This is a genomic window from Pseudoalteromonas sp. SA25, from assembly GCF_011378705.1.
Taxonomy (GTDB): domain Bacteria; phylum Pseudomonadota; class Gammaproteobacteria; order Enterobacterales; family Alteromonadaceae; genus Pseudoalteromonas; species Pseudoalteromonas arctica.
In genome coordinates, this window is record NZ_WTKV01000019.1 from 71,384 (window position 1) to 93,783 (window position 22,400).

Annotated in this window: 21 protein-coding genes; 11 read left to right on the plus strand and 10 right to left on the minus strand. The window is 39.9% G+C overall.

What is annotated here, in order from left to right:
• The first annotated feature begins 9 nt into the window (after positions 1-9).
• Entirely contained in the window at positions 10-1,059 is a 1,050-nt protein-coding gene (locus GQR45_RS15370) for a DUF2955 domain-containing protein (RefSeq protein ID WP_024607811.1), read from the plus strand.
• Between the two features lie 115 nt (positions 1,060-1,174).
• Here the strand turns inward: GQR45_RS15370 and GQR45_RS15375 are convergent, their stop codons facing one another.
• The gene (locus tag GQR45_RS15375) at positions 1,175-2,332 is read right to left on the minus strand and encodes a benzoate/H(+) symporter BenE family transporter (protein ID WP_024591511.1); all 1,158 of its coding nucleotides are present in this window, start codon (positions 2,330-2,332) and stop codon (positions 1,175-1,177) included.
• A 379-nt stretch (positions 2,333-2,711) separates the two neighbouring features.
• Between GQR45_RS15375 and GQR45_RS15380 the strand changes: the two genes are divergently transcribed.
• The gene (locus GQR45_RS15380) at positions 2,712-3,416 is read left to right on the plus strand and encodes a hypothetical protein (RefSeq protein WP_165726411.1); all 705 of its coding nucleotides are present in this window, start codon (positions 2,712-2,714) and stop codon (positions 3,414-3,416) included.
• Positions 3,417-3,542: 126 nt separating this feature from the next.
• Positions 3,543-4,286 (plus strand): zinc-dependent metalloprotease family protein, encoded by a 744-nt coding sequence (locus GQR45_RS15385; protein WP_165726412.1) that lies wholly within the window; start codon positions 3,543-3,545, stop codon positions 4,284-4,286.
• Positions 4,287-4,377: 91 nt separating this feature from the next.
• Here the strand turns inward: GQR45_RS15385 and GQR45_RS15390 are convergent, their stop codons facing one another.
• Positions 4,378-5,598, minus strand: a complete 1,221-nt coding sequence (locus GQR45_RS15390) for an ectonucleotide pyrophosphatase/phosphodiesterase (protein WP_165726413.1) — start codon at positions 5,596-5,598, stop codon at positions 4,378-4,380.
• 163 nt (positions 5,599-5,761) lie between these two features.
• Here GQR45_RS15390 and dgt point away from each other — a divergent pair, with 163 nt between their 5' ends.
• Together dgt and GQR45_RS15400 are read left to right on the plus strand one after the other, a co-directional pair.
• Complete coding sequence (dgt, locus tag GQR45_RS15395; protein WP_165726414.1) at positions 5,762-7,228, plus strand: dGTPase; 1,467 nt, start codon at positions 5,762-5,764, stop codon at positions 7,226-7,228.
• Between the two features lie 72 nt (positions 7,229-7,300).
• The gene (locus tag GQR45_RS15400) at positions 7,301-8,938 is read left to right on the plus strand and encodes a cell surface protein (protein WP_165721969.1); all 1,638 of its coding nucleotides are present in this window, start codon (positions 7,301-7,303) and stop codon (positions 8,936-8,938) included.
• 319 nt (positions 8,939-9,257) lie between these two features.
• On the opposite strand, the gene GQR45_RS15405 is transcribed toward GQR45_RS15400, so the two are convergent.
• From GQR45_RS15405 to GQR45_RS15415, 3 genes are all read right to left on the minus strand, one after another.
• The gene (locus GQR45_RS15405; RefSeq protein ID WP_024591551.1) at positions 9,258-10,136 is read right to left on the minus strand and encodes a bile acid:sodium symporter family protein; all 879 of its coding nucleotides are present in this window, start codon (positions 10,134-10,136) and stop codon (positions 9,258-9,260) included.
• 86 nt (positions 10,137-10,222) lie between these two features.
• A complete protein-coding gene (locus GQR45_RS15410; RefSeq protein ID WP_165726415.1) occupies positions 10,223-10,804 on the minus strand; it encodes a uracil-DNA glycosylase family protein in 582 nt (193 codons plus the stop codon).
• 150 nt (positions 10,805-10,954) lie between these two features.
• Positions 10,955-11,311: a VOC family protein gene (locus GQR45_RS15415; RefSeq protein ID WP_007583589.1), complete on the minus strand. Its 357-nt coding sequence runs from the start codon at positions 11,309-11,311 to the stop codon at positions 10,955-10,957.
• A 232-nt stretch (positions 11,312-11,543) separates the two neighbouring features.
• Here GQR45_RS15415 and GQR45_RS15420 point away from each other — a divergent pair, with 232 nt between their 5' ends.
• The 3 genes from GQR45_RS15420 to GQR45_RS15430 are packed head-to-tail and all read left to right on the plus strand — an operon-like array spanning position 11,544 to position 13,815.
• A complete protein-coding gene (locus GQR45_RS15420; RefSeq protein ID WP_007583591.1) occupies positions 11,544-11,885 on the plus strand; it encodes a hypothetical protein in 342 nt (113 codons plus the stop codon).
• Positions 11,882-13,483, plus strand: a complete 1,602-nt coding sequence (locus GQR45_RS15425) for a PepSY-associated TM helix domain-containing protein (RefSeq protein WP_165726416.1) — start codon at positions 11,882-11,884, stop codon at positions 13,481-13,483. Before GQR45_RS15420 ends, GQR45_RS15425 begins: the two co-directional genes overlap by 4 nt.
• Positions 13,480-13,815, plus strand: coding sequence for a DUF3325 domain-containing protein (locus tag GQR45_RS15430; protein WP_007583595.1), 336 nt, complete (start codon positions 13,480-13,482; stop codon positions 13,813-13,815). The genes GQR45_RS15425 and GQR45_RS15430 overlap by 4 nt, the downstream gene beginning before the upstream one ends.
• A 209-nt stretch (positions 13,816-14,024) precedes the next feature.
• Here GQR45_RS15430 and GQR45_RS15435 read toward each other — a convergent pair whose 3' ends face one another.
• Complete coding sequence (locus GQR45_RS15435) at positions 14,025-14,546, minus strand: lipocalin family protein (RefSeq protein WP_007376693.1); 522 nt, start codon at positions 14,544-14,546, stop codon at positions 14,025-14,027.
• A gap of 130 nt (positions 14,547-14,676) precedes the next feature.
• Between GQR45_RS15435 and GQR45_RS15440 the strand changes: the two genes are divergently transcribed.
• From GQR45_RS15440 to GQR45_RS15450, 3 genes are read left to right on the plus strand one after another with little or no spacing between them, the layout of a single operon-like run.
• Positions 14,677-15,132, plus strand: coding sequence for a YaiI/YqxD family protein (locus GQR45_RS15440; RefSeq protein WP_007376692.1), 456 nt, complete (start codon positions 14,677-14,679; stop codon positions 15,130-15,132).
• Between the two features lies 1 nt (position 15,133).
• Positions 15,134-15,697: a hypothetical protein gene (locus tag GQR45_RS15445; RefSeq protein WP_165726417.1), complete on the plus strand. Its 564-nt coding sequence runs from the start codon at positions 15,134-15,136 to the stop codon at positions 15,695-15,697.
• 19 nt (positions 15,698-15,716) lie between these two features.
• Positions 15,717-16,109, plus strand: coding sequence for an ACT domain-containing protein (locus GQR45_RS15450; protein ID WP_024592701.1), 393 nt, complete (start codon positions 15,717-15,719; stop codon positions 16,107-16,109).
• 182 nt (positions 16,110-16,291) lie between these two features.
• Here the strand turns inward: GQR45_RS15450 and GQR45_RS15455 are convergent, their stop codons facing one another.
• From GQR45_RS15455 to GQR45_RS15470, 4 genes are all read right to left on the minus strand, one after another.
• Complete coding sequence (locus GQR45_RS15455) at positions 16,292-16,948, minus strand: class I SAM-dependent methyltransferase (RefSeq protein WP_165726418.1); 657 nt, start codon at positions 16,946-16,948, stop codon at positions 16,292-16,294.
• Between the two features lie 28 nt (positions 16,949-16,976).
• Positions 16,977-20,627: an AAA family ATPase gene (locus GQR45_RS15460; RefSeq protein ID WP_165726419.1), complete on the minus strand. Its 3,651-nt coding sequence runs from the start codon at positions 20,625-20,627 to the stop codon at positions 16,977-16,979.
• Entirely contained in the window at positions 20,624-21,871 is a 1,248-nt protein-coding gene (locus GQR45_RS15465; RefSeq protein ID WP_024592704.1) for an exonuclease SbcCD subunit D C-terminal domain-containing protein, read from the minus strand. The genes GQR45_RS15460 and GQR45_RS15465 overlap by 4 nt, the downstream gene beginning before the upstream one ends.
• Positions 21,872-21,949: 78 nt before the next feature.
• Positions 21,950-22,186, minus strand: coding sequence for a hypothetical protein (locus GQR45_RS15470; protein ID WP_002959190.1), 237 nt, complete (start codon positions 22,184-22,186; stop codon positions 21,950-21,952).
• Positions 22,187-22,400 lie beyond the last annotated feature (214 nt).

Sequence of the window (22,400 nt, forward strand, 5' to 3'; positions counted from 1 at the left end):
GGAGGCTTTATGACTCAAATTGTTAGCCAAGGCCCACAATTAGACTCTAATGGCCTTCGCCAAGCACTACGCATTGCAGGTGGATGCACCCTTGGCTTTACTATTAGTAAATTAATGAACTGGCCTAATGGTATATTTTTTACCGTTTATCCTATGTTGATATTGGGCATGGTACCTACGTTAAGTCGTGGGCTTATAAATCAATTTATAGCATCTGCTGCATTTAGCGCGCTTATAGTGCTGATAATGCAGGGATTGTTCTCTCACTTGCCAGTCGTTATGACATTATTAGTGTTTGGTGTTTTTTGCTTTTTATTTCACCAAATGAGTAGCGGTAGTGCCTTTTTATTTGGCGCTTTAGGCGTGATAAGCCTTTCTATTCAGCTACATTTTTCGAGCTATGTTGATGAAGGAAGTAGTATTTATCCGTTAATTTTAACTAATGGTTTGGCTATATTTTTAACCGTTGTTATTGGAGCATTAATGCATGGCCTATTTCCTGATGTAACCGCAAGGCCCGGGCGAGTAATGCCAGCTAAAGCAAAAGAAAGTATTCGCCATGAGGTATTGTTATGCTCAACCGTGGCTACCCTCTCTTTTGTGGTTTTTCAGGTTCTTGATTTACAAGACTCAATATCTGCGCAGGCAGCTTCTGTGCTTATTTTGTTTTCATTATGCTGGAAAGCCGCAGGTATGGCTGGTTGGCAGCGAGCAATTGGAACGCTTATAGGGTGTAATGCAGCGTTACTATCGCAACTATTTTTGTATAGTCACTCTGATTTTTTACTTTTTCCGATGGCTATTTTATGGATACTTTCGTTTCTTTTTGCGCGTTTTCATATTTTAGGCGGAGGCATACCTGGTATTGGTTTTGGTGTGCTGACTACATTCGGTATTTTATTTGGGAACTCACTCGGACCAGGCCAAGATCTTGTTTATAGCGCAATGTACCGGTTTAGCTCGGTATCGGTGGCTATAATATTAAGTTTGTGCGTTGTGTATATTATGCACCATATACTTAATCGGTTTAGTGTAACTCGCCATCATACTTTTGATTAGGTAAATCTTGTTTTATAAAACTAAAGGCTGCAATTGCAGCCTTTTTTATAAGCTCAGTTAAGCTATTTTAATGATATAAATACTCACCAGCGGCTCTTTGTACACAATAAAGCTTCTAGTCTTTTTGGGTGATAAGGAGCGTAAGCACACCTGCTATAATCCCCCAAAAGGCAGACCCTACTGAAAGCAATGTTAAGTTAGATGCTGTTACTAAAAAAGTAACAATTGCGGCCTCCGTATATTTAGTGCTACTAAGGGCTTGCTGCAAACTATTAGCAATTGTGCCAAATAGCGCAATGCCTGCCAAAGCTAAAATAAGTGCCTGCGGTAAACTTGCTACCAACCCGACTAATGTGGCCGCGCACAGCGCCATTAAAATATAAAATGCGCCCGCCGCTATACTCGCCCAATAACGTTTATCATGATTTTCATCCGCTTCATCACTCATACAAATAGCAGCAGTAATAGCAGCTAAATTAATAGAATAAGCTCCAAACGGGGCGGTAAGCATATTTACAAAACCAGTCACATTAAGAGATGCAGATATAGGTGCTTTATATTTATGCGCTTTTAAAACAGCAATACCCGGTAAATTTTGCGAGGTCATGGTAACTATATAAAGTGGTAAACCTATGCTAATGCATGCTTGCAAGTGAAAAACGGGTTCAATATAAGCAAATTCGCTCATTTTCCAGTGCAGTGCGCTGGTATCAATATGGCCCATTTGCCAAGCGAGTAGTACACCTATAATAAGCACACTTAACATAGCAAAGCGGGCAAAAAAGCGTTTACCAATAAAGTACATAACAACCATTAAGCCAATCACTAAAGGCATGTCGTTCATAAAATTAAAAACATCAATACCAAAGGTAACAAGTACGCCGGCCAACATGGCGCACGCAAGCTCACTTGGAATACGGTTCATTATTTTTTCAAACCAGCCCGTCACCCCCGACAAAAAAACGAGCAATGCACTGAGCATGAACGCGCCAATAGCCTCGTTTAAGTTATACCCTTGTGCACTTGAAATCAGTAATGCAGCCCCCGTGGTAGACCACGCAATTAAAACAGGCACTTTGTAATAGTACGACAAACCTATTGACGTTGTGCCCATCACTAAACCGAGCATTAAAATCCAACTAGCTACTAAATCGGGCGTGCCTCCAAGGGTTATCACCACCTGATAAATCAATGCAATAGAACTCGAAAAACCAATAATTACAGCCACAAGTCCTGCTGTAATTCGGTTAAGCAACTGATCAGACACCTTCATAAATCCCTCGTAATGCCATTTATGCAGCACACAACATACGTGCCCGATAAATGCATTGCAATTAGCGATTAGTTTACAAAGAGTGAAAAAAATTCACTTTTTATTTTTCATTGTAATTAACGTCAAAAAGTCACTTTTAACCATTGTATTTAACTAAACAAACAAGTACCCACAAACGCGCCAAAGGCCGCATAAACCCTACAAAAAACCAATACTAAAAAGAGTGAAAAACATACCAAAAATAAATATCCTTATATTTTATAAGGAATTATGAAATTTAGAATTAATTCTTTTCGGTTACATTTATTATCTTGATCTAATCCATTTAATAATATAAAAAGTAACAAACAGTTAACTAAAAACACTAAAAGAGAAACAAATGAAGAGATCTGTCGTCTTACTAATTGCTATACCATTATCGGCATTTGCAGTTTATGGGCTATTTTTTAATGCAGATGAAACGGGCGAACCTATCGCGCCTGTTGCTATTGATTTTGTTCCTATTGATTTACAAAAAACGCGCAATACACATCCCCCTGCACCTATTGATATGAGTAAAGATCCAATTACCGTTAAACCCATTGTTGCCCCTGACAACAATTTACCGTTTGAAGAATTTGATGCCGTAAATCGCCTATCCGCCAAAGCAAAGCAAGTGCTCATAAACGCAAAAGTTTTACCTACCGACTTACATAACGAAGCCTACATTGAGTTTGATTTAAATTCTTTACAGGCTTTAGAAACTGGCGAAAATTTTGATTTAGCTATTCCGCAAACAGCCGAAACATTCACCGCAGAAGTGACTAATGTGGTTGAGTCTGAAAATGGCGATAAGAGCATATTTGGCAAAATAGTGGGTGTTGACGGTCGCATGCATAATACCGTTTTAACGGTAGGTAAAGATGCCGTATATGGTCAATTTACTGCGCCTTCTGGTAATTATGTATTCGAAAGTAAAGGTAAGTACGGATGGATTGCAGCAAAACGCGATTTATATAAAAGCCACATAGAGCATGATGTAACCGCACCAAAACCCAAATCAGATAAAAGCATCGATATATTTGCACCAAAAATTGATGGCTAACCAATAATCAAAATATAAAAAACAACTAAAGCCGCACTATAAGGCAGCTTTAGTGTGTCTGCTTTTTATGAGCTCAACCAAGTTAAAAACAAGTTCCAACCACAACAAGAGTAAGGAAATACAATAATGAAAAAAGTAATCACAACAACCGCACTGGCTGCGGCATTATGTGCAGCAAGTGTTGCACAAGCAGAAACAATCGATATCGGTATTTTATATACCGACCAATCAGCTGCTGCAACTAGCAATATTGACACTAAAATAAATCAACTAATTGCTTTTAGTAATCAGGTATATAGCCAAAATGGCGTTGATATAACACTACGCTTAGCTGGCAAACAAAACTTAGGTGACTACGCAGTAACACCGTCTGAGGATTGGTTAGATTCGGTAACAAATAGCAGCTACGTAGATGGTTTACGCAGCGATTGGAAAGCCGACATGATTGCCGTATTAGGTACTGGTCAAAGTGCTGGCAATGGGCTTATTTCATGTGGTTTAGCATGGGTTGGCCAAGGCACTAATGGCAATCTATACAGCTCAATGAGCAGCCGTATGTACTCAATCACTGCAATTGATTGTGGTGCAACGACATTTGTACACGAACTTGGTCATAACCAAGGTTTAGCGCATTCACGCAAACAAGGTGATACGTCTGGCGGTGTATATGTAGATGGCATGGGTCATGGCGTACAAAACGAGTTTGCAAGTATAATGGCTTACCCGCACGTTTACGGTAGCGCAACTCAGTACGATTACTTCTCTAACCCTGGCTGGAGCGTAAACGGTATTGCATTTGGTATTACAAAGCAAGCGCATGCAATTCGCACAGTTACTGCTACAAAAACAAGTATTGCTAACTTTAAATAAGCTGCCCAATAAAAAAGTGGGCTAAATAGCCCACTTTAAAGTTTTAACATGTTCTTCCCTGCAGAGCGCTTACGCGCTCTTTTAGATTAAGCTAATGCACAACGATTTTTTGCTTAATTGCTGGCATTAATGTTTTACCATTGCCATCTACTTTGTTTAACAATTTAAGTCCCATCACTTTTGCAAGTACTGGGTAAATATCAAGGTTATTTACTTCTTTAAGGCTTACACCTTGTTTAAATGCAGGGCCTACAGCAATAAATGATGCTGCCATATCCTCGGTATATGCATAACCGTGAGTCCCTAAATAGGTTGGTTTTTTACCATTGGTAAATACCGCTGGCGCTGTAGTTTGCACCACAATATCGCCTACGCGAGTGCCTTTATTGTAATGATACGCTGCTAATTGCTCGTCAGTTAATACTGCATAACGACCGTTTGACGCATCTCGTAAACGTGCTTTGTAACCTTCAATATCAGCGTTTTTAGCATCCGGTTGGGTATAAATAAGTAAACGTGGGCCAGTATTTTTAACTAAAAAGTTTTCATCTTGAGGCAGTGTGGTTACATCAATGCTTTTATCTGGATCTATACTCGTCATACCATGATCCGACACAATAACTAAGTTTACCTCTTGCTCTAATTTACTTAAGCGAGCTTGTAATTGCCCCATTAATTCATCAAGCTGTTTAACTGCATCACGCGTTTGTGGTGCGTCTGGCCCAAATTCATGGCCCATGCTGTCAACTAGCGAAAAGTAACTCGCAATAAAACGTGGGCGCTGTGCTTTTGGTAAACTTAACCACTGAATAATTTGATCAACACGGCTTTGGTAATCGCTGTATTTAGAATAGTGATAAAAGTAATCTGGTGTCATGCCGTTAAATAATGCATCTGACTCAGGCCAAAAATAAGTAGCCGATTTAAGTCCCTGCATTTTGGCTAAATTCCAAAGCGGAATACCCTTTACCCATGTGCTATCGCCCAATGCTTTGCCCATGCTGTAACAGTCGTTTTTACGCGCTTTATCACAAAAGCTATTATCAACAATGCCATGGTTTACTGGCAGTAAGCCCGTAATAATAGAAATATGGTTAGGAAACGTTTTAGTTGGATAAACAGGTATTAGTTTTTGTGCGCGAACACCGCGCTCGGCCATTGCTTTTAAATTTGGCGCGCCGTGTCTTTCAATATAATCCCAACGCAGGCCATCAATTGATACAAGCACCACAGTTTGCTCTTTTGCAGCAAATGCGCTGTTCATTCCTAACATTAGGCAAATTGATACTGCCTTTAAAATCCACTGTTTCATTATAAACACCTATAAATGCACAACAATTACTCAAAAAATTATTTTAAAGCAAGTTGTTACTTTATGATACAAACTGATAGATTAAACCCTGTATATTAAAGACAAATGACTATGTGCTAAAAACTATGCCAGTCATCAATTGTAAAAAAGGACAAGTATAAAGATGACCATAGATTTTAGTAAAAAAATAACGCCAGCACGAATGTACCGCACAACCTCTAACTTACAGATGGCGCTAGAAAGCGACCGTGGACGTATTATTAACAGTGCCGCTATTCGCAGGCTGCAGCAAAAAACACAAGTGTTTCCGCTTGAGCGCAACGCAGCTGTACGCTCTCGCCTTACCCACTCGCTTGAGGTACAACAGGTTGGTCGTTTTATAGTGCAACGTATTTTTGCTAATTTAAGCTACGAGCAACAAAAAGATTACGGCTTAACCGAGCTAGAGCGCCCGCTAGAAAGCCTAGTAGAAATGGCCTGCCTAATGCACGATATAGGCAACCCACCGTTTGGGCATTTTGGCGAAGCTGCTATTAACCACTGGTTTAATAACAACCTAGCAAGCGTAACACCCGAGCGCTGTAAAGAACCAAACACCGGTATAGGTGTTGTTTTTAAACACCTTGCGCTTGATATTTGTAACTTTGAGGGCAACGCCCAAGGCATACGTATAATTCATTCTTTGCAAACGCTTAATTTAACCTACAGCCAAAGTGCTGGTATTTTAAAATACACTCGCCCTGCTGGGCTTGATGTAAAAGACATTCCGCAAAATAAAAACTATTTAATGAAAAAAGTAGGTTACTACTACAGCGAAAAAAACTTTGTTGAAGCGCTACAAAAAGAGCTCACTATTGAGCCTTACTGCCGCCATCCTGCAAGTTACATAATGGAAGCCGCCGACGACATTTCGTATTGCCTAGCCGACATAGAAGACGCCGTAGAAAAAGACATAATAAGCACTGAGTTGCTGTGCGAAAAACTTAAAAGTAGTTACAAAAAAGTATTAATAAATCTATTAATCGACGACGCTCAACATCAAAATTTTGTAGACAAAGCCGTAGACTACGCACTAGAGCGTGCACAAGCACAACCCTATAATTTTAATAGTGAATTTTTTATATACCTGCGGGTTGCATTGCTACATCCGCTAGTAAATCACGCCGCAAAACGCTTTATCGAAAATATAGAACCTATTTACCATGGCGATTTTAACCAAGCGCTTTTAGAAGATAGAAGCCATCTACATGCAGTAACTAAAACACTAAAGCAGGTAGCGCTTGAGCATGTATTTTCAAACAAAGAAGTCGAAAAATTAGAGCTACAAGGGTATCGCATAATTAATGGTTTGCTCGATTGCTATAAACCATTACTGCTACTAAACAAGGATGACTTTAAGCGTGCACTAAATGGTGATTCACGTTTATTAATAGAGTCGCGACTTGTTAAAAAGCTCTCTAAAAAGCACTTAAACAGTTACCAACACGCAATAGATGCGATGCAAGAAGAGCCCGATCACTTTGCTGCATACGAGTTTTATTATCGTTGTAGATTAATCCAAGATTATATAAGCGGTATGACCGACCAATTTGCTTACGATGAATATCGTAGCCTTATGGCTATTGATTAGTTCTATTACTCTGGATAATTTTTAATTTTGCGCTTAAAATCAAACTATTAATATTTAAGCGCGCATAACTTCATGATATCAAAACTAATTAGATTTACCCTTTGCTTTGCCTTATTTTATAGTGCGCAAAGTGCTGCATACAACGAAGCTATGTGCATTTTAATTAAACAAGAAATGCAGCAAAATAGTAATAATAAAGCGAGTCAAAAATATCGTAAAGCTGCGCGTGATTACAAAAATAACTGTAATAAGCCAAAAGAAATTCAAGCACAACCTAAGCCCCAAATAATAGAGCCTGAGCCGACTATTATTACTCAGCCACAACCTAAAATTGTTGAACCTGCCCCTGTAATTAAACCTACTGAAGAAGCTGTTAAAGAAAGCATCAACGAGCAAACCCTTAATTTAACTAATGATCAAAAACAACAAATAAACGATCAGCTAAATACCAACAGTAACGAAATAGTAATTGATGCAGAGCCAACAAAAGCAGCACCCGAGCAAGTAGTTATAGAGCAAAAAAACGAAGCTGTGATAGAGCAAGTAAAACCGGCGACGCCAGAGCAAAGCGTTCAACCTACGCCTGAAAATCCTGTACTTGTAAAACCAGCACCGGTGTTAACTAAACCAGCGCCTGTAATTGCGCCGCAACCTGTAGCACAAAGCCCAAGCTCGTTACTTTTACCCACTTTAATACTTGTTATAGTGGTACTTATTGGCGCTATAGTAGTCGTGCGCCTGCGCCGTGCAAAACAAAGTAAAACGATGGCAGAACCGACTATAGCGGCTCCACCTGAAGTTAAATCAGAAAAAATTGCTACGCCAGCTAAACCTGAAATTAAAGAAACAAAGCCAGTACAAACAACAAAAGAGCCAAAGATTGAGCCTGTCGTCATTAACGAAGCAACTCAAAATAATAAAGCAGTTGAGAGCAGCGTAGCGACAAATGAAGAGTCAGTGGAACCTACTAACACAGCGCAGATCTCAGATGAGCAAAACAACGTAGTTACTCCATCGCAAACAAGTGAAATTGAGTCTGCACAAATGGAGCCAGCAGATACTTTAGAGCAAACAAGTACCGCTACGTTTAACGAAGTAAAACAAAAACCTGAACCTAATACCGCCGAGTTTGAAGCCGCCGCTAAAACAACCTTAGAGCGCATTAAAAATGCCAGCAGCTTTAATGAGCCAGAGGTACGCGACTTTGACCCAGATGCAAAGCCAGTAAAAAAACAACGTAAGCACTATACAGCGCAAGTAACGGAATCTGCGCCAATAGAAGCCGAACATAACACTGTAGAGCCGGTTATTACTACTCCTGAGCCAGTAACAGCGAGTGAGCCGGTTATAGATTTACACGCTCCAGAGCAAATATCTGACGCTCAATCGACTACGTATACAACCGAGCAAGACTTTAAAGAACCAGAGGTGCGTACATTTAACCCAGATGCACCATTACCTGGTGAAAAGCCGATGCCTAAAAAAGAAGACGCGATACCTGAGCAAGCACAAACAACACCGCTAGTTGATGAGCCAGTAATTGAGCCTAAAAAAGCGGTCAGTAACAATCCATTTGCTAACTTATCGTTAGACTCAAGCTGGGATCCTGACTCGGCTGAAAAGCCCAAAATAGAAGAGAAAAAACGCGCCCCTAAATCACAAGCATTAATAGATGCAGAAGAACGCGCTAAAAACATGCAAACCAAATAGTAAGTTTTAAAGTAGCGCCTCATATTTGAGGCGCAGTTTTAGTAACCAAATAATTAACTGCTTTTTTACCCCATATTACTTACACTCTTATCCCATCCTAAAATGCGCCCTAGTAATTAGAAGCTTCACTCTCGCGCAAACAAGCTCTGCGCCTAGTGCAATATTCAAGCTTGAGAGTCTTTTGTAAGCCTACAACTTGTTGACGCGATGGGTGCAGAGCATACATTTAACAGGTGGTATTTTTAGACTGGAGTTTACGGCTACGTTATACGTAGCCTTAAATTAAGCTAACTTGGTCAACATGCCCTAATTAAAAGTCCTAGTTAACAGCCCTAGCGGTACGTTTATTTTTAAGCTTTAACCCGCCAATTAATAGCAGTGGCCCTATAAACATAGCAAGTCCATACACGCCACCGGTAACCGCGTATTCTGGTTTATTCAAAAAGCTAATAGCAATTAAAATAGCTAACGATGCATTTTGAATTCCAACCTCAATTGAAAGCGTCAGCGAATCAGTTAAATTTAATTTTGAACACTTAGCAATTAACCAACCAACAACCATTGAACCAATATTAAGTGCTATGCACGCCCAAAATACATCGTTAAATGAGCTAACTAATAAATCGCGCTCTTTTATTACTAGTGCGGCAATCATCATAAGCATAAAAAACAACGAGAAGCGTCTAAAAAACGGCTCTGCTTTAATGGCAAAATCACTTTTAAAGTGACGTAACCAAATGCCTATAGCAACTGGCACTAAGGTAATAAAAAATAGCCCTAATGAAGTAGTTAAAATAGAAAAAGTAGCATCGTCTGCTGGGGCAAACTGACTCATAGCAAAGCCAATAATAAACGGTGTGGTTATTATACTAATTGCGGTAGAGGCAGCGGTTAAACTTACCGAAAGCGCTAAATTAGCTTTAGCAAGCTGGCTTACTACATTTGACATAGTACCGCCGGGGCAGGCAGCTAATATCATTAAACCAATAGCGATAGGCGTTGGTAGGTTAAGTAAATAACACAGCCCTAATGCTAATAAAGGCATTGCTACAAGTTGGCCTATTAAACCCATAACAATGGCAAGCGGGCTTTTAAATAGACGAGTAAAATCGTTTGTTGTGAGCCCAAGACCCATACCAAACATAATAAGTGCAAGAGCGAGCGGAAGTATTACTTCAGTTAATATAGATGCATTCAAATTAGACAGCCTCGTTTGTTATTGTTTTTAATTGGAGTGTTAATTTTTAAGTTAACTGTAACGCCTCTTTGCAATAGCTAGAAGCATTACTTATTTAAAATAGTAGCAATGCGTTTACCCAGTTCCGGAAGTACATCTTGCTCAAACCATGGATTCTTTTTGAGCCATATATTATTACGCGGACTGGGGTGTGGAAGCACTAAATAATTTGGCCAATACTCACGCCACGATTTTACTAACTCCGTAAGTGGCATTTTTTTAGTCTCCGGTAAATGATACGCCTGCGCGTATTTACCTAATACTATTGTCAGCTCAATATTTGGTAGTGCAGCCAATAATTGCTCGCGCCATGCTGGGGCACATTCTTTTCTCGGTGGTAAATCACCCGACTTACCCCTACCCGGATAACAAAAGCCCATAGGTAAAATGGCTATATTATTAGCATCGTAAAATTCATCACGTGTTAGCCCAAGCCATTCTCGCAGGCGGTTTCCGCTTGCATCGTTAAACGGCACGCCTGTTTCGTGAACTTTTATACCCGGTGCTTGGCCCGCGATTAAAATACGTGCGTTTGGTTTAAATTGTATTACAGGTCGAGCCCCTAAAGGTAAATGAGGATCACAGATCACGCATTTACTAACTTGGTCTATTAATTGGTGACTATTCATGTTTATTTGGCCTTAAATGCTTAATTTTTATCCTAAATGGCCATTTAGGATAAATGAGTTGGTAAAAAATCGGTTTATTTTATCTAAAATGGCGATTAGTTAGTAAAATCCTGATCTTTAAGCCTAAATGTCCTACAGCCCTTATAGTACCTAGTGTTCTTTCGCCCATACCGCAAATTCGTTACCACTTGGTTCTGTAAAGTGAAACCGACAACCGCCAGGAAACTCAAAAATAGGTTTTAATATTACTCCGCCAAATGTCTCTACTTTTTTAAAGGTTGCGTGTATGTCGTCGCTATAAAAAATAAGTAATGCTGCCCCATGCTGAGTTAGTGACTTTAATGGAGCCTGAAAAATCCCACCATCTAACCCCTGCCCACTAAATGCCGTGTATTCTGGGCCGTAGTCAGTAAACTGCCAATTAAATACATGACTAAAAAAGGCCTTAGTTGCGGGTAAGTCGCATGCTGGAAACTCAACGTAATTTAGTTTTTCGTGATCGCTCATCGTTATTTCACTCTTTATTTTTACTCAGTTTATTAACCTTAAGCTTTACATACAGCCTGTGCAATATCATTAAACAATAACAGATCAGTATTTTACTAAGTAATTAAGTAAGTAAGCATAATTTACTTAAAAGTTAATGACTACAAATGAGAATAGCTATCTTTTGTATTTGTAACATATATAATAGCGCCTTTGTTTTATCCTCAGCTTTAAATAAAGGGATTAATTAACTATGCAGGCACCTTTGCACAGTGCGCCATTCGATAAGGTTAACGTAATTGCGCTTATAGTAAAAAGCGTAAGCAGTTATCGAGTTTTGGTATTTTTACGTTTTTTTATTGCCATAATTGGTGGCTATGCCTTTACCTCTGCAAGTACTGCGTTATTAAGTTTTGTATTGCCAATAGCTAAGCAAGACGCTGTACTGTTTAGTGTTTCAATCAGCATTTTAATTTATGCCGTAGTATTTATTTATGCCTTTAGCGTTAAATCATTAAGAAAAGTTTGGATCAGTATTTTACTAAGTACAGGTGCGTTTATCGGATTGCTTGTATTACTAAAGGGTTGGGTATGAAAGACAGCTTTTTCAGATCGATGACTTGGTTACACACTTGGGTAGGGTTACTCGTTTGTTGGTTATTATATTTAATATTTTTTGCAGGAACACTTAGCTTTTTTAGAGACGAAATAACGCTGTGGAATCAACCTGCCATACATAATGTACAAGCCCAAACACAGCGTATAGAAGCGCAAAAACAACAAATAATTACAGGGTTCGATTACTTAGCTAACCATGGAGCTAACTCATCAAGCTGGCGTATTACATTACCTGAGCCGCGTATTCCTTATTTAATTTATGGTTATGCAAAGCCAAAAGAGCCAGGCCAGCGCCGCAACCAGTTTAAAAACACACAGTTAAACCCTAATACCATGAAAGAGCTTGAACCCTTTGTAGATACTAAAGGTGGTAACTTTTTTTATCGGCTGCACTATGATTTACATTACATGGATGCAATAACCGCACGCTGGATTGTGTGCTTTGCTAGCTTTTTTATGCTAATTGCTATTATATCGGGCGTGGTTATTCATAAGCGTATTTTTAAAGATATGTTTAGTTTTAGACGTAATAAAGGTAGTCGTACGTGGTTAGATGCCCACAATTTAAGCTCTGTGCTTGCCCTGCCTTTTCATTTAATGATTACTTACACGGGCATGATTACGCTCATATTTATGTTGTTTCCCTACCCTGCGCAAACGTCTTACGATAACGGCATGCGTGGCTTTTTTAACGATGTAACCCCTCGCAACACCATGACCGATAAAGCCCAAGGCGAATCGTCAATGGTGCCGATTCAAAGCATTTTGGATCAGGTTTATACTAAGTGGCCTCATGCAGATATTACTCGCGTACAAGTTAACCAACCAAATATGGCAGCTTCAACAATTACCGTATTGGTAAGCGCAGGTAAAACACTGCGTGACCAAGCACCACGCTTAATATTTAGTGGTGCTACAGGGCAAATGGTTGCTAAAACTGATGACGAGCTAACTAGCAGCAAAGCGCTTTACGAATCACTTAATTCAATGCATACAGGGCGTTTAGCTATGTGGTTACTGCGTTGGTTATACGTATTAGGCGGTATTGCAGGCTGTGTAATGATTGGCTCTGGCTGTATTATGTGGGCTAAGCGAATTCGCGAGCGAACTAAAAATAACGTTAAACCTTCGTTTGGTTTAAAACTAGTTGAAGGGTTAAACCTAGCCACTATTATGGGACTTCCACTGGCAACGTGTGCATTTTTTATTGCTAACAGACTACTTAGCCCAACTACCGCAGAGCGCGCCGATAAAGAAATACTCGCGTTCTTTTTAACATGGCTAGCGGTTGCTCTTTTAGCACTTATAAAGCGCGACACACTGCAATGGCGAGTTATGGCAGCTATAAATGCTGCTGCATGTTTAAGCGTACCGGTTATTAATGCACTTACAACTAACGGTAATATAGTTAGCTATTTGATGCACAAACAGTGGGCTTTATTTACTTTTGATGCACTGTTTTTGTTATTTAGTATATTATTTTTTATACAAACCGAAAAATTACGTACTGCTAAAAACAACTCAAAAATAATCAGCCCTAGTCAATCTAATAACCTCAAAAGGCAAAAACCATGATTGATTTACTTGGGTTTAGCCTATGCCTGCTCAGTTTTAACTGTTTTGCGCTGGCTAAGTATAATCATTTTAAAGATGTATTTAAAAAACGCCCTACAGAATCCCAACGTAAAAAGCTGCTATTAGCTGCTTGGATCAGTATTTTACTAAGCTTGGTGCTTTGTATAGTTACTCAAGGTGGATATGGAACATTACTATTTTGCGGGTTTATGAGCCTAAGTGTCTTAATTATAATGGTTTTTTATAATTTTTTAGTAGGCTACGTAAAGTGGTTTAGTGTTTTAAATAGCGTGTTAGTTGTACTAAGTGGGTTGTTTTTAGCGTTAAACTAGCCTTAGTTAGTAAAAACGTGATCCGTTATTTTCTCATATATTAGGCAAAAAAAATGGCAAGCTATATAGCTTGCCAACAATAGGGGATATTCAGTGTTTCCAATACTTACTGTCTCACGGCAAGTACACACAATATAACCATAATATATTTAAGTTACTTTACAGTTAGGTGACTCTTTTATTACTACTGTAAAGGGGCTTTACATTGTTTATTGCTCAACCCAAATTATTTCATCAGTAGCAAAGCCCAACTCTTTAGCTTTAGTTAAAAAGTGTTCTTTAAGCTCTTTGCTAACCGTTGGTGTACGCGATAAAAACCACAAGTAATCTTTGTTGTAACTGGTTATAAATGCATATTGATAATCGGGTTGGTCAAGTTCAAAAATCACGTAAGCGCCATAAAATGGACCAAAAAACGAGACTTTAAAATGTCCGGTGTCAGTGCCCTCAACAAACTTGGCCAAACCTTCGGCGTCATCCCATTTTTTATCATCCGTTAAATACCCTTTGTTAAGGACCTTTACTGTGCCGTCGTCGTTAATTGAATAAGTCGCGGTAACTTGCTCCATACCTTCTTCAAATGAGTGGTTGAGCCGCGCTATTTCAAACCATTTGCCTTTATATTTTTGTATATCAAAGTTTTTAACGGGTGTTATTCCCTCAGGAGGGCTGGTGCAAGCACTAAGAAAAAATAGCCCTGTAATAAGTAAACCGTATTTAATAGCCTTCATGTAAGCTCCTTTTTAAATTACATAAATAGTACGTATTATCTAAATATAGATGGATATAAAGTTTGCTAGCCGATTAAAAAATTTTGCTATAGGATCATATTAATTCTAAAGCAATAAAAATGACCATAGCATGAAAATTTGGGTAGATGCAGACGCGTGTCCTGTTGTTATAAAAGAAATACTTTTTAGAGCTGCAGAGCGTATGAAAATCGAGACTATTTTAGTAGCTAATCACGCAATGCGTATTCCGCCGTCAAAATACATAAGCCGCGTTCAAGTATCGTCGGGGTTTGATGTAGCCGACGACGAAATAGTAAAACGTATTGAAAAAGGCGATTTAGTTATTACGGGCGATATTCCGCTAGCAAGTGAAGTAATTGATAACGGCGGGCAAGCACTCAACCCGCGTGGCGAGCTTTATACCACCGAGAATATCCGCTCAATACTTAACGTGCGAGACTTTATGGATACCATGCGCTCAAGTGGCGTAGAAATGAGTGGTGGGCCGCCGCCACTTAGCCAAACCGATCGCCAAAACTTTGCAAATAACCTCGACCGTATTTTAGCGCAAAACAAGGCTAACTAACTTGAATACCCAATTAGTTGGCTTAGGTGATACGCAATTTAGCGTGGCGGTATACGTAGCAAAAGCGCCGCCAATGCCGTTTTTTGAAACACTCGAATGCCTTGAGCCGGTTATAAATGAGCAAATAAATACCATAAACCAGCACTGTGGTAATGGTTGGCGCAAAGTGTTTAACGTGTACGCAAAAGTGCTATTTGCCCTGCCAAGTGAGCATTATTCATTTGCCAAACAAGCCCCTACTTGGCAACAATATCGGGATGAGTTTTTACTGCAAAAAAACAGTAAAACCGCCCTGCTATTTAGCGCGCCTGACACTACTATTACTTGCCCAGATAAGGCTACTAGCAATAAAAACCAGCTACATATAATTGCTGGGCGTACGCACGCTAAAAACTTACTTCAGCAAGGTAAGCTTAATGCGCAATTTAATTGGCTAGACGACGAGTTTGCAATTGATACAACCAACCACATTATTGTTTGCCCGTATTTTGATTACAGACAGTTAAGTAATATAAAAATAGCGAGGCTTAGCGAACTAGTCGCGCAGCTAAAAATCACTAAATAACACATTGTAGGGAACGACCATGGCCGGAATTTTAGAGTTAAACGAATTATTAAAATCAATGCAGCCAGCGCTTAAGCAAGGCGAGTATATTTTTTGTTGCTTAGCAGGCTCACTTGCCGATTATGTTCATTTAGAGCCACTTGCCACTTATGTTGAAGAGGAAGGGCTAACCCTTATTTTAAAAGCTGAAACCGCCGATAAAGCAGGTATTACTTACGAGGGTAAATATAATTTAATTACTCTTAATGTACATTCAAGCTTAGAGGCCGTTGGGCTAACTGCTGCGGTATCTGCAAAGCTGACTGAGCATGGCATTAGCGCTAATGTAGTAGCTGCGTTTTATCACGACCATATTTTTGTACAAACAGATAAAGCACAAGCTGCAATGAAAGCGCTTGGAGAGATTGGTTAGGATTGCTGGCACAGCAATGATCTGAGTGATGTGGATATTAGAGCGTCGGGTGGCGCTTCGCTTAACCGACCTACGTATAAAATAAAAGCGTGGTGTAGAGAGGTTTACATAAAAACACCGAGTTTGTTCACTCGGTGTTTTTATTGGTGCTGAATCGCGGGTGCTTGTTCAGCTTGTTAAACTTAAACTACATACCCACTAAAACCTAGCGCTTTAAAATACAGCTTCGGAATGCCAAATTTGCACTCATTTAGCAGTTCGCTAAAGCGCATTCTATCTAGCGGGTAAAACTCATTTTCTAAGTCGTGCCCTGTTTGTGTTTTACCTGTTTCGGTTAAACCCAATTGCGCGCACGTTGTAAGCTGAGCTTCGCGCTCAAATGAAGTTTCAGGGCGCATTAAATCTGCAATATAAAGGTTGGCGTCTTTTTTAAGGCTTCCTTTAATCGCTTTTAATAACTCTTTTTTATCGCCATTATCTTGTACAAAATGCATTACCAATAAACATAAAACGGCATCGGCTTTAACCGATAATTTATTAACAGGTCCGTTGTGAATATTAACGCGGCTTGCTATGCTTTGCTCATCAAATTGCTGCTTCGCGATAGCAAGCATATCGGCTGATGTATCTTGCGCGGTAAATTGCCATGTAGGGTTTAATGCAGCCAGTGCAAGTACTTCTTTGCCTGTGCCTGCCCCTACTACTAAAATATGCGCATTATCGCTTAGCGTTGCTTTTAGCTGTGCGTTAGTGAGCTGATGTAATAATTCATAACCAGGAACTAAACGGGTTATACGGCTATCGTATTGTGTTGCTTGCTCGCCTGTAAACGTTGGCATTGTATCTCCTTGTTTTCAGTAATGTTGCTTATAAAACTTCAACTGTGGAATATCCACCTGGCTTTTTGGCTACATGCACTTGAGTGGCTACACGCTCGCTCATTTGTGTTACGTGCGATATAACGCCTACTTTTCTGCCTTGTGCTTGCAAAGAATCCAAAGCGTCCATTGCAATGCTTAGGGTTTCGCTGTCTAACGTACCAAACCCTTCGTCAATAAACAAAGAATTGATTTGTACTTTGTTTGACGAAAGCGATGCTAAACCAAGTGCAAGTGCGAGCGATACTAAAAATGACTCCCCGCCTGAGAGTGTATTAACAGAGCGTTGCTCGTCGGCCATGTCGCGGTCAATAATTGCAATGTCGAGTGTTTGCGCTATGGCGGTTAATTCGTAGCGTTTATTGAGCGTTTTTAAATGGCTGTTGGCATAATGCAGTAATATTTTTAACGTTTGTGTTTGCGCTAAGTTACGCATGGTTTTACCCGTTGCATCACCCAAGACTTTATTAAGCAAATGCCACTGTTCAACCAGCGTTTTAAGTTTAGTTAACTCAGCCTGCTTACCTTCAAGCGCTTTTGCGTTTTGGTTGTGTTGCTCAATAGCGGTATTAGTTGCTAGTAATGAATTTTGCAGCTGCGTTTGTTGCTCGTTTAAGCTGCTTAGTTGCGTACTTAAAGCCTCTGCACTTTGCGTTGGTTTATCGCTACTGTTGTGTTTTTCAAGCGTAAGTTGCTGCTGTTTTAATGCGGCGTTTGCATCTGTTAGGGCTTGAGTTAACTGCTCGTGCTGAGTTAAATGCGCTTTAATAGTCTCGCTACTAAGCGTTAGTAAAATTTTGACCTGTTCGTGCGTTGCATTGCTATATTGCGCTTTAAAGTCAGTAAACCACTGGTTATAACGTGCCTCAAGCGTTGCTAGCTCTTGGCTGTTTTCAAGTAAGCGTTGCTCTACATTTTTAAGCGTTATGGCGTGCTCATCTCGTTGTTTTATAGCGTCGTCATATGCTTTTTGACTCGCTTGAACCTGCGATTGCAGTTGCTCTTGCGCACTTGTAAGTTTTGCTTGGTAGTCGTCTGCACTTATTTGCTCGTTATTAAATAAAGCTAAGCGCTCACTTTGTACAGTGCTTAGTAAATTTTTAGCTTTTACAAGCTCTTCATTAAGTGCTTTTAACGACTGCTCGTTGTTACTTATAAGCGGTGTGAGCTGCTTTATTTGTTCATTAGCTGTGTCTTGACGTTTTTGGCTTTGCTCAAGTTGCGTTTGAGTTTGCTGATACTGCGTAACCTGCTCGTGCAGCTCGCTAAGTTCAAGCGTATTGGCTTGTAGTTGCTGCCAAAAATCACTATTTTCAAATTGGCTATTGAGCGTTGTACCGAGCTCGTTAATTTGCGCACTAAGCTCGCTTTGCTTACTCGTTATTTGGTTTTGCTGATGTGTAAGCTCAAGGTGTTTATTACTAAGTTGCTGCTGTACTTGCTGCTCTGCTTTAAGTGCTGCAAGTAGCTCATTTACTTTAGTTTGCAGTGTACGTTGACGTTTTTGCTGCTCAAAGTATTGCGCTTTTTGCTCCGTTAACTGCTTATAAGTTACTTCAAGCTGATCAGGCGTTAAGTCGTTAAGCTCTGTACGTGCGCCTTGCATGGTATTTTTAATGTCGAGCTGTTTGGCTTTTGCTGTTTGTATTACTTGCTCAAGTTGTCCGTGTTCAGCAGTTAATACGGCGTGTTGAGTTTGGTGCTTATGCAGCTCGCTTTGTGCATGGTCAAATTGCTTTTTAGCTATATTAAAAGCATTTTCAAAATCAGTAATTAAGTTATTTAATTGCTGATTTTGATTTACCGCATACGGGTGCTCAGTTGCGCCACACACTAAACAAGGCTCATTAGGGCGAAGCTCTGTGCGTAAATGTTCTACGTTTTCGCTGGCTCTTAAGCGCGCTTGGTTGAGTGCGTACTCGCTACCTTTAAGCGCTTGCTCGCTGGTTATTAAATGCTGATTAAGTAAAGCATGGGCTTGCTGGCTTTCATTTAACTGCTGATTAAGTACTTGTTGGCGTTGAGTGCTTTGTTTTAGTTCTGCGTTAAATTGCCCGTAGCGCTCTCGCTGCTCTTTTAAGTAATCAATACTTTTTAGCTGAGCGTCACAGTGCTCTGCATTAAATTCATTAAGCTGAGTATTTAATGCCTGTAAAGTTGATTGCTCACCACTAAGTGCCACCTCGCACTGCTGCACTTTATTATTTTGCGCATTTAAAAGATCGCTCTGACTTGCAAGCTCGCTATTAAGAGTTTGGCTTTGTGCAAGGTTTGCGGTTAATTGCTGCTGTGCATTTAAGTAGGTATTAAAGCTTTGCTGATAGTAGCTCCAGTCTTTTGCTAAAACATGCAGCTGTGCATGCTCATTAAGCCATTGCTGGCTTTTAGTTGATTCGGTATTAGCGAGTTCAAGCTCGCTATTGCTTTGTTTAAGCTGCTGTGTGAACTCATCAAACTGAGATTGCTCTTTGGTTATTTGCGACTCAGTACCTTTTACAGCTTGAGTTTGCAAGGCAATATTGCTGTCGAGCTCTCGCGCTTTAGCTATAACGGGCGCTGCATTTTGTTTTTGCTCATTGGCGTTATTAAGCAGCTCGGTATGCTTAGTAAGCGCGGTATTACGCTCGTTAATTACCGCTAAATGATCAACACTTTTAAGCGATGTTATTTGCTGATCCAAAGCCGTATTTTGATCGGTTAACAAATTAAAACGGCTGCGGTTATCTTTTATTTCAAGCGCCTGCTTGGCTTGTTTTGCCTGCTCGCTTTGTGAGGTAATACTTTCAAGCGCTGAGCTTGCTTGTTGCTGGGTTTGCTGTGCTTGCAGTAAGTTTTGCTCAAGTACTGTAGCTTGCTGATACCAGTTAAGTGCTTTTTCGGTTTTGGATAGCTCTTTTTTAGTGTGTTCGGTTTGCGCTTTTAAATCGGTTAACTTGGTTTGTTGTAGCTCAAGTTCTTCTGGTGCTAGCAAAGTATAGCTTTGAAGGCCTGCTTTAAGCGCTTCAAGCTTTGCTACTTGCTCTTTATGACGTTCAAAAATACGCACGCCAATACGGCTAAATTTATCGGTACCTGTTAAGCACTCTAAAAGTTGCGCTCGCTCATCGCCAGTGGCTTTTAAAAACGCAGCAAACTCATGTTGTGCTAAAAGTACGGCACGGGAGAACTGCTCAAAGTTAAGCCCTATTTTACTCTCGACTTCTTTTATTGTGTGGCTTTTGTCAGCTATAAGGGTTTCGTCTGGCAGGGTTACTAAAGTGTGCTCTGCTACTTTAAGTTTGCCTGTTACTTTTTTATGGGTCCGTGCAATTGTATAGCGCGCACGATAAAGCTGTTTATCTTGTCCTAAAAAGTCGACCTCGGCGTAGCCTTCCCATGTACCTCTGCGTAGCAAGTTTCGCGCATCATTAAGCTTAATGCTGTCGCCGTTAAACTCAATTAAGTTACCTTTATCACCGCGCAGCCTCGCTGTTTTTGTATAAAGGGCTAAACAAATGGCATCTAAAAAGGTACTTTTACCAGCGCCAGTATCGCCAGTAATGGCAAATAGACCTGCGTCTTTTAATGGAGCTTTAGTAAAATCTATTTCAGCGTCAACTATTGAGGCTAAATTATGAATACGAACTGCGGTTATTTTCATAGTTGTTCCTGCTCCGTTAGCTCGTTTATCACGTCACTTAAAAGTGCTTTTAGCTCATCGGGTACGCTTTGCCCTGCCATGTCTTTATCGTTTGCGAATGCTTGTTCTAATAGGTTTAGTGGATTGAGCATTTCAACTTCGCTTAAATCTTCAAATACGGTGTTGTCGTCATTTTGCGCTGATTGCTCACGTACACGTTCAATACCACAAAATTTAATATGCTTGCCTTCAAGTGCTTGTTCTATTTGTTCTCTGAAGGTGGTGTCGGTATCGCTTGATTTAAGCTTTACACGTAAATAAGGCGCTATTATATTTTGTGCGGTGTCGAGCGCTTTAATTTGCTCGCATAGTTCGCTTAATGGTACACACTCCCCTTTTGGTAAAATAATCACATCGGCAGAGCGCGGAATGTAAAGGGGGTTTACAGTTGTACTAATATGTTGTTTTTCATCAATAATAAACTCAACAACATTTACTTGGTGCGTGTAGTTACGTTCTGAAAACGACATAGGGATAGGTGTGCCGCTGTAGCGAATAACATCACTTTTAGCGACTTGTTGCGCTTTGTGTAAGTGCCCAAGAGCGACGTAGTTGGCTTGTTTACCAAATACATTGGCTGAAATAGACTCTTCACCACCTATTACTAAGTTACGCTCAGAATCACTTGAAATATCCCCGCCTTTTGCGTGTAAATGCCCCATAACTATTAATGGTGAGTTTTGCTCATTCTCATTAAGAGCTTGCTTTAGTGCAAGCTCGTAAGCTTTTGAAACGCCTTGAGCATAACTAGGGCCGCTTTCGGTTTGGCTAAGTAAACTTACATCACTTGCACGCAAAAATGGCATAGCGACGATTACAGCGCGTTTACCATTGGTATTTATGGTAATAACAGTTTCATCGGGTGTTGCGACATCAAAGCGCCCTACTACGTGAGTATCAAACTGTGCAAGTAATGGCTGAGCTGCCAAAATACGATTTGCAGAGTCGTGGTTACCCGCAATAATCACTACGTGTAATAGTGGGCATGCTTTTTTGGCGTCTTTAATAAATTGATAAAGCTGATTTTCGGCGCTAGCACTTGGTGTCGCTGTATGATAAATATCGCCCGCAACTAAAAGTAAGTCTATTTGTTGTTCAACAAGAGTGGCTAATAACCATGTAAAAAAAGCTTGATGTTCAACACGGCGATCGTGTTCGTAAAATTGTTGGCCAAGGTGCCAATCTGAGGTGTGGAGGACTTTCATGTCGCGCTCTTAATAAAACCGTAAGAGCGCCAATATACCCAAGGCTGTTAAAGATGCAAGCCTAAGGCATGCATTACGTTAGGTTAAACTGTACCAAGCTGAAAAAACAACCGGTAATGCTAAAAGTGCCATTAATAATGGAATTTTTAACGTTTTAGTTTGTTTTGCGTGTAGCGCCTTTAGTGCATTAGTTTCGTTGCACGCTGCTACTTTATCGATATAAAAATAACCCGAATCGAGATACTGCTTACAGTTATTCTCACTTGCTGGAATCGCAATTAGTTCTTGTTGTTTTTTTAGGATGTAAAAATCCATAAGCCCACCGCATTTCTTGCTAGTAATCGATATTAATTTGAGGATAAATGTGACGAATTTATTTGCCTCAAATAAAAAGGTTGGCGATTTTAAATATAAACAGCACTAAAGATCAACCTAAAATTACACTATTTGTCATTTATCGTACAAATAGCGAATATTAATGAAGTTCGGCAATATTTGAGCCAATTATTTACTCGTTTCACTGTGTTTT

Bases quoted from the DNA above. Each gene is read 5' to 3' on its own strand.
- GQR45_RS15370 (WP_024607811.1), top strand. From the start codon at position 10: ATGACTCAAATTGTTAGCCAAGGCCCACAATTAGACTCTAATGGCCTT.
- GQR45_RS15375 (WP_024591511.1), bottom strand. From the start codon at position 2,332: ATGAAGGTGTCTGATCAGTTGCTTAACCGAATTACAGCAGGACTTGTG.
- GQR45_RS15380 (WP_165726411.1), top strand. From the start codon at position 2,712: ATGAAGAGATCTGTCGTCTTACTAATTGCTATACCATTATCGGCATTT.
- GQR45_RS15385 (WP_165726412.1), top strand. From the start codon at position 3,543: ATGAAAAAAGTAATCACAACAACCGCACTGGCTGCGGCATTATGTGCA.
- GQR45_RS15390 (WP_165726413.1), bottom strand. From the start codon at position 5,598: ATGAAACAGTGGATTTTAAAGGCAGTATCAATTTGCCTAATGTTAGGA.
- dgt (WP_165726414.1), top strand. From the start codon at position 5,762: ATGACCATAGATTTTAGTAAAAAAATAACGCCAGCACGAATGTACCGC.
- GQR45_RS15400 (WP_165721969.1), top strand. From the start codon at position 7,301: ATGATATCAAAACTAATTAGATTTACCCTTTGCTTTGCCTTATTTTAT.
- GQR45_RS15410 (WP_165726415.1), bottom strand. From the start codon at position 10,804: ATGAATAGTCACCAATTAATAGACCAAGTTAGTAAATGCGTGATCTGT.
- GQR45_RS15415 (WP_007583589.1), bottom strand. From the start codon at position 11,311: ATGAGCGATCACGAAAAACTAAATTACGTTGAGTTTCCAGCATGCGAC.
- GQR45_RS15420 (WP_007583591.1), top strand. From the start codon at position 11,544: ATGCAGGCACCTTTGCACAGTGCGCCATTCGATAAGGTTAACGTAATT.
- GQR45_RS15425 (WP_165726416.1), top strand. From the start codon at position 11,882: ATGAAAGACAGCTTTTTCAGATCGATGACTTGGTTACACACTTGGGTA.
- GQR45_RS15430 (WP_007583595.1), top strand. From the start codon at position 13,480: ATGATTGATTTACTTGGGTTTAGCCTATGCCTGCTCAGTTTTAACTGT.
- GQR45_RS15435 (WP_007376693.1), bottom strand. From the start codon at position 14,546: ATGAAGGCTATTAAATACGGTTTACTTATTACAGGGCTATTTTTTCTT.
- GQR45_RS15440 (WP_007376692.1), top strand. From the start codon at position 14,677: ATGAAAATTTGGGTAGATGCAGACGCGTGTCCTGTTGTTATAAAAGAA.
- GQR45_RS15450 (WP_024592701.1), top strand. From the start codon at position 15,717: ATGGCCGGAATTTTAGAGTTAAACGAATTATTAAAATCAATGCAGCCA.
- GQR45_RS15455 (WP_165726418.1), bottom strand. From the start codon at position 16,948: ATGCCAACGTTTACAGGCGAGCAAGCAACACAATACGATAGCCGTATA.
- GQR45_RS15460 (WP_165726419.1), bottom strand. From the start codon at position 20,627: ATGAAAATAACCGCAGTTCGTATTCATAATTTAGCCTCAATAGTTGAC.
- GQR45_RS15465 (WP_024592704.1), bottom strand. From the start codon at position 21,871: ATGAAAGTCCTCCACACCTCAGATTGGCACCTTGGCCAACAATTTTAC.
- GQR45_RS15470 (WP_002959190.1), bottom strand. From the start codon at position 22,186: ATGGATTTTTACATCCTAAAAAAACAACAAGAACTAATTGCGATTCCA.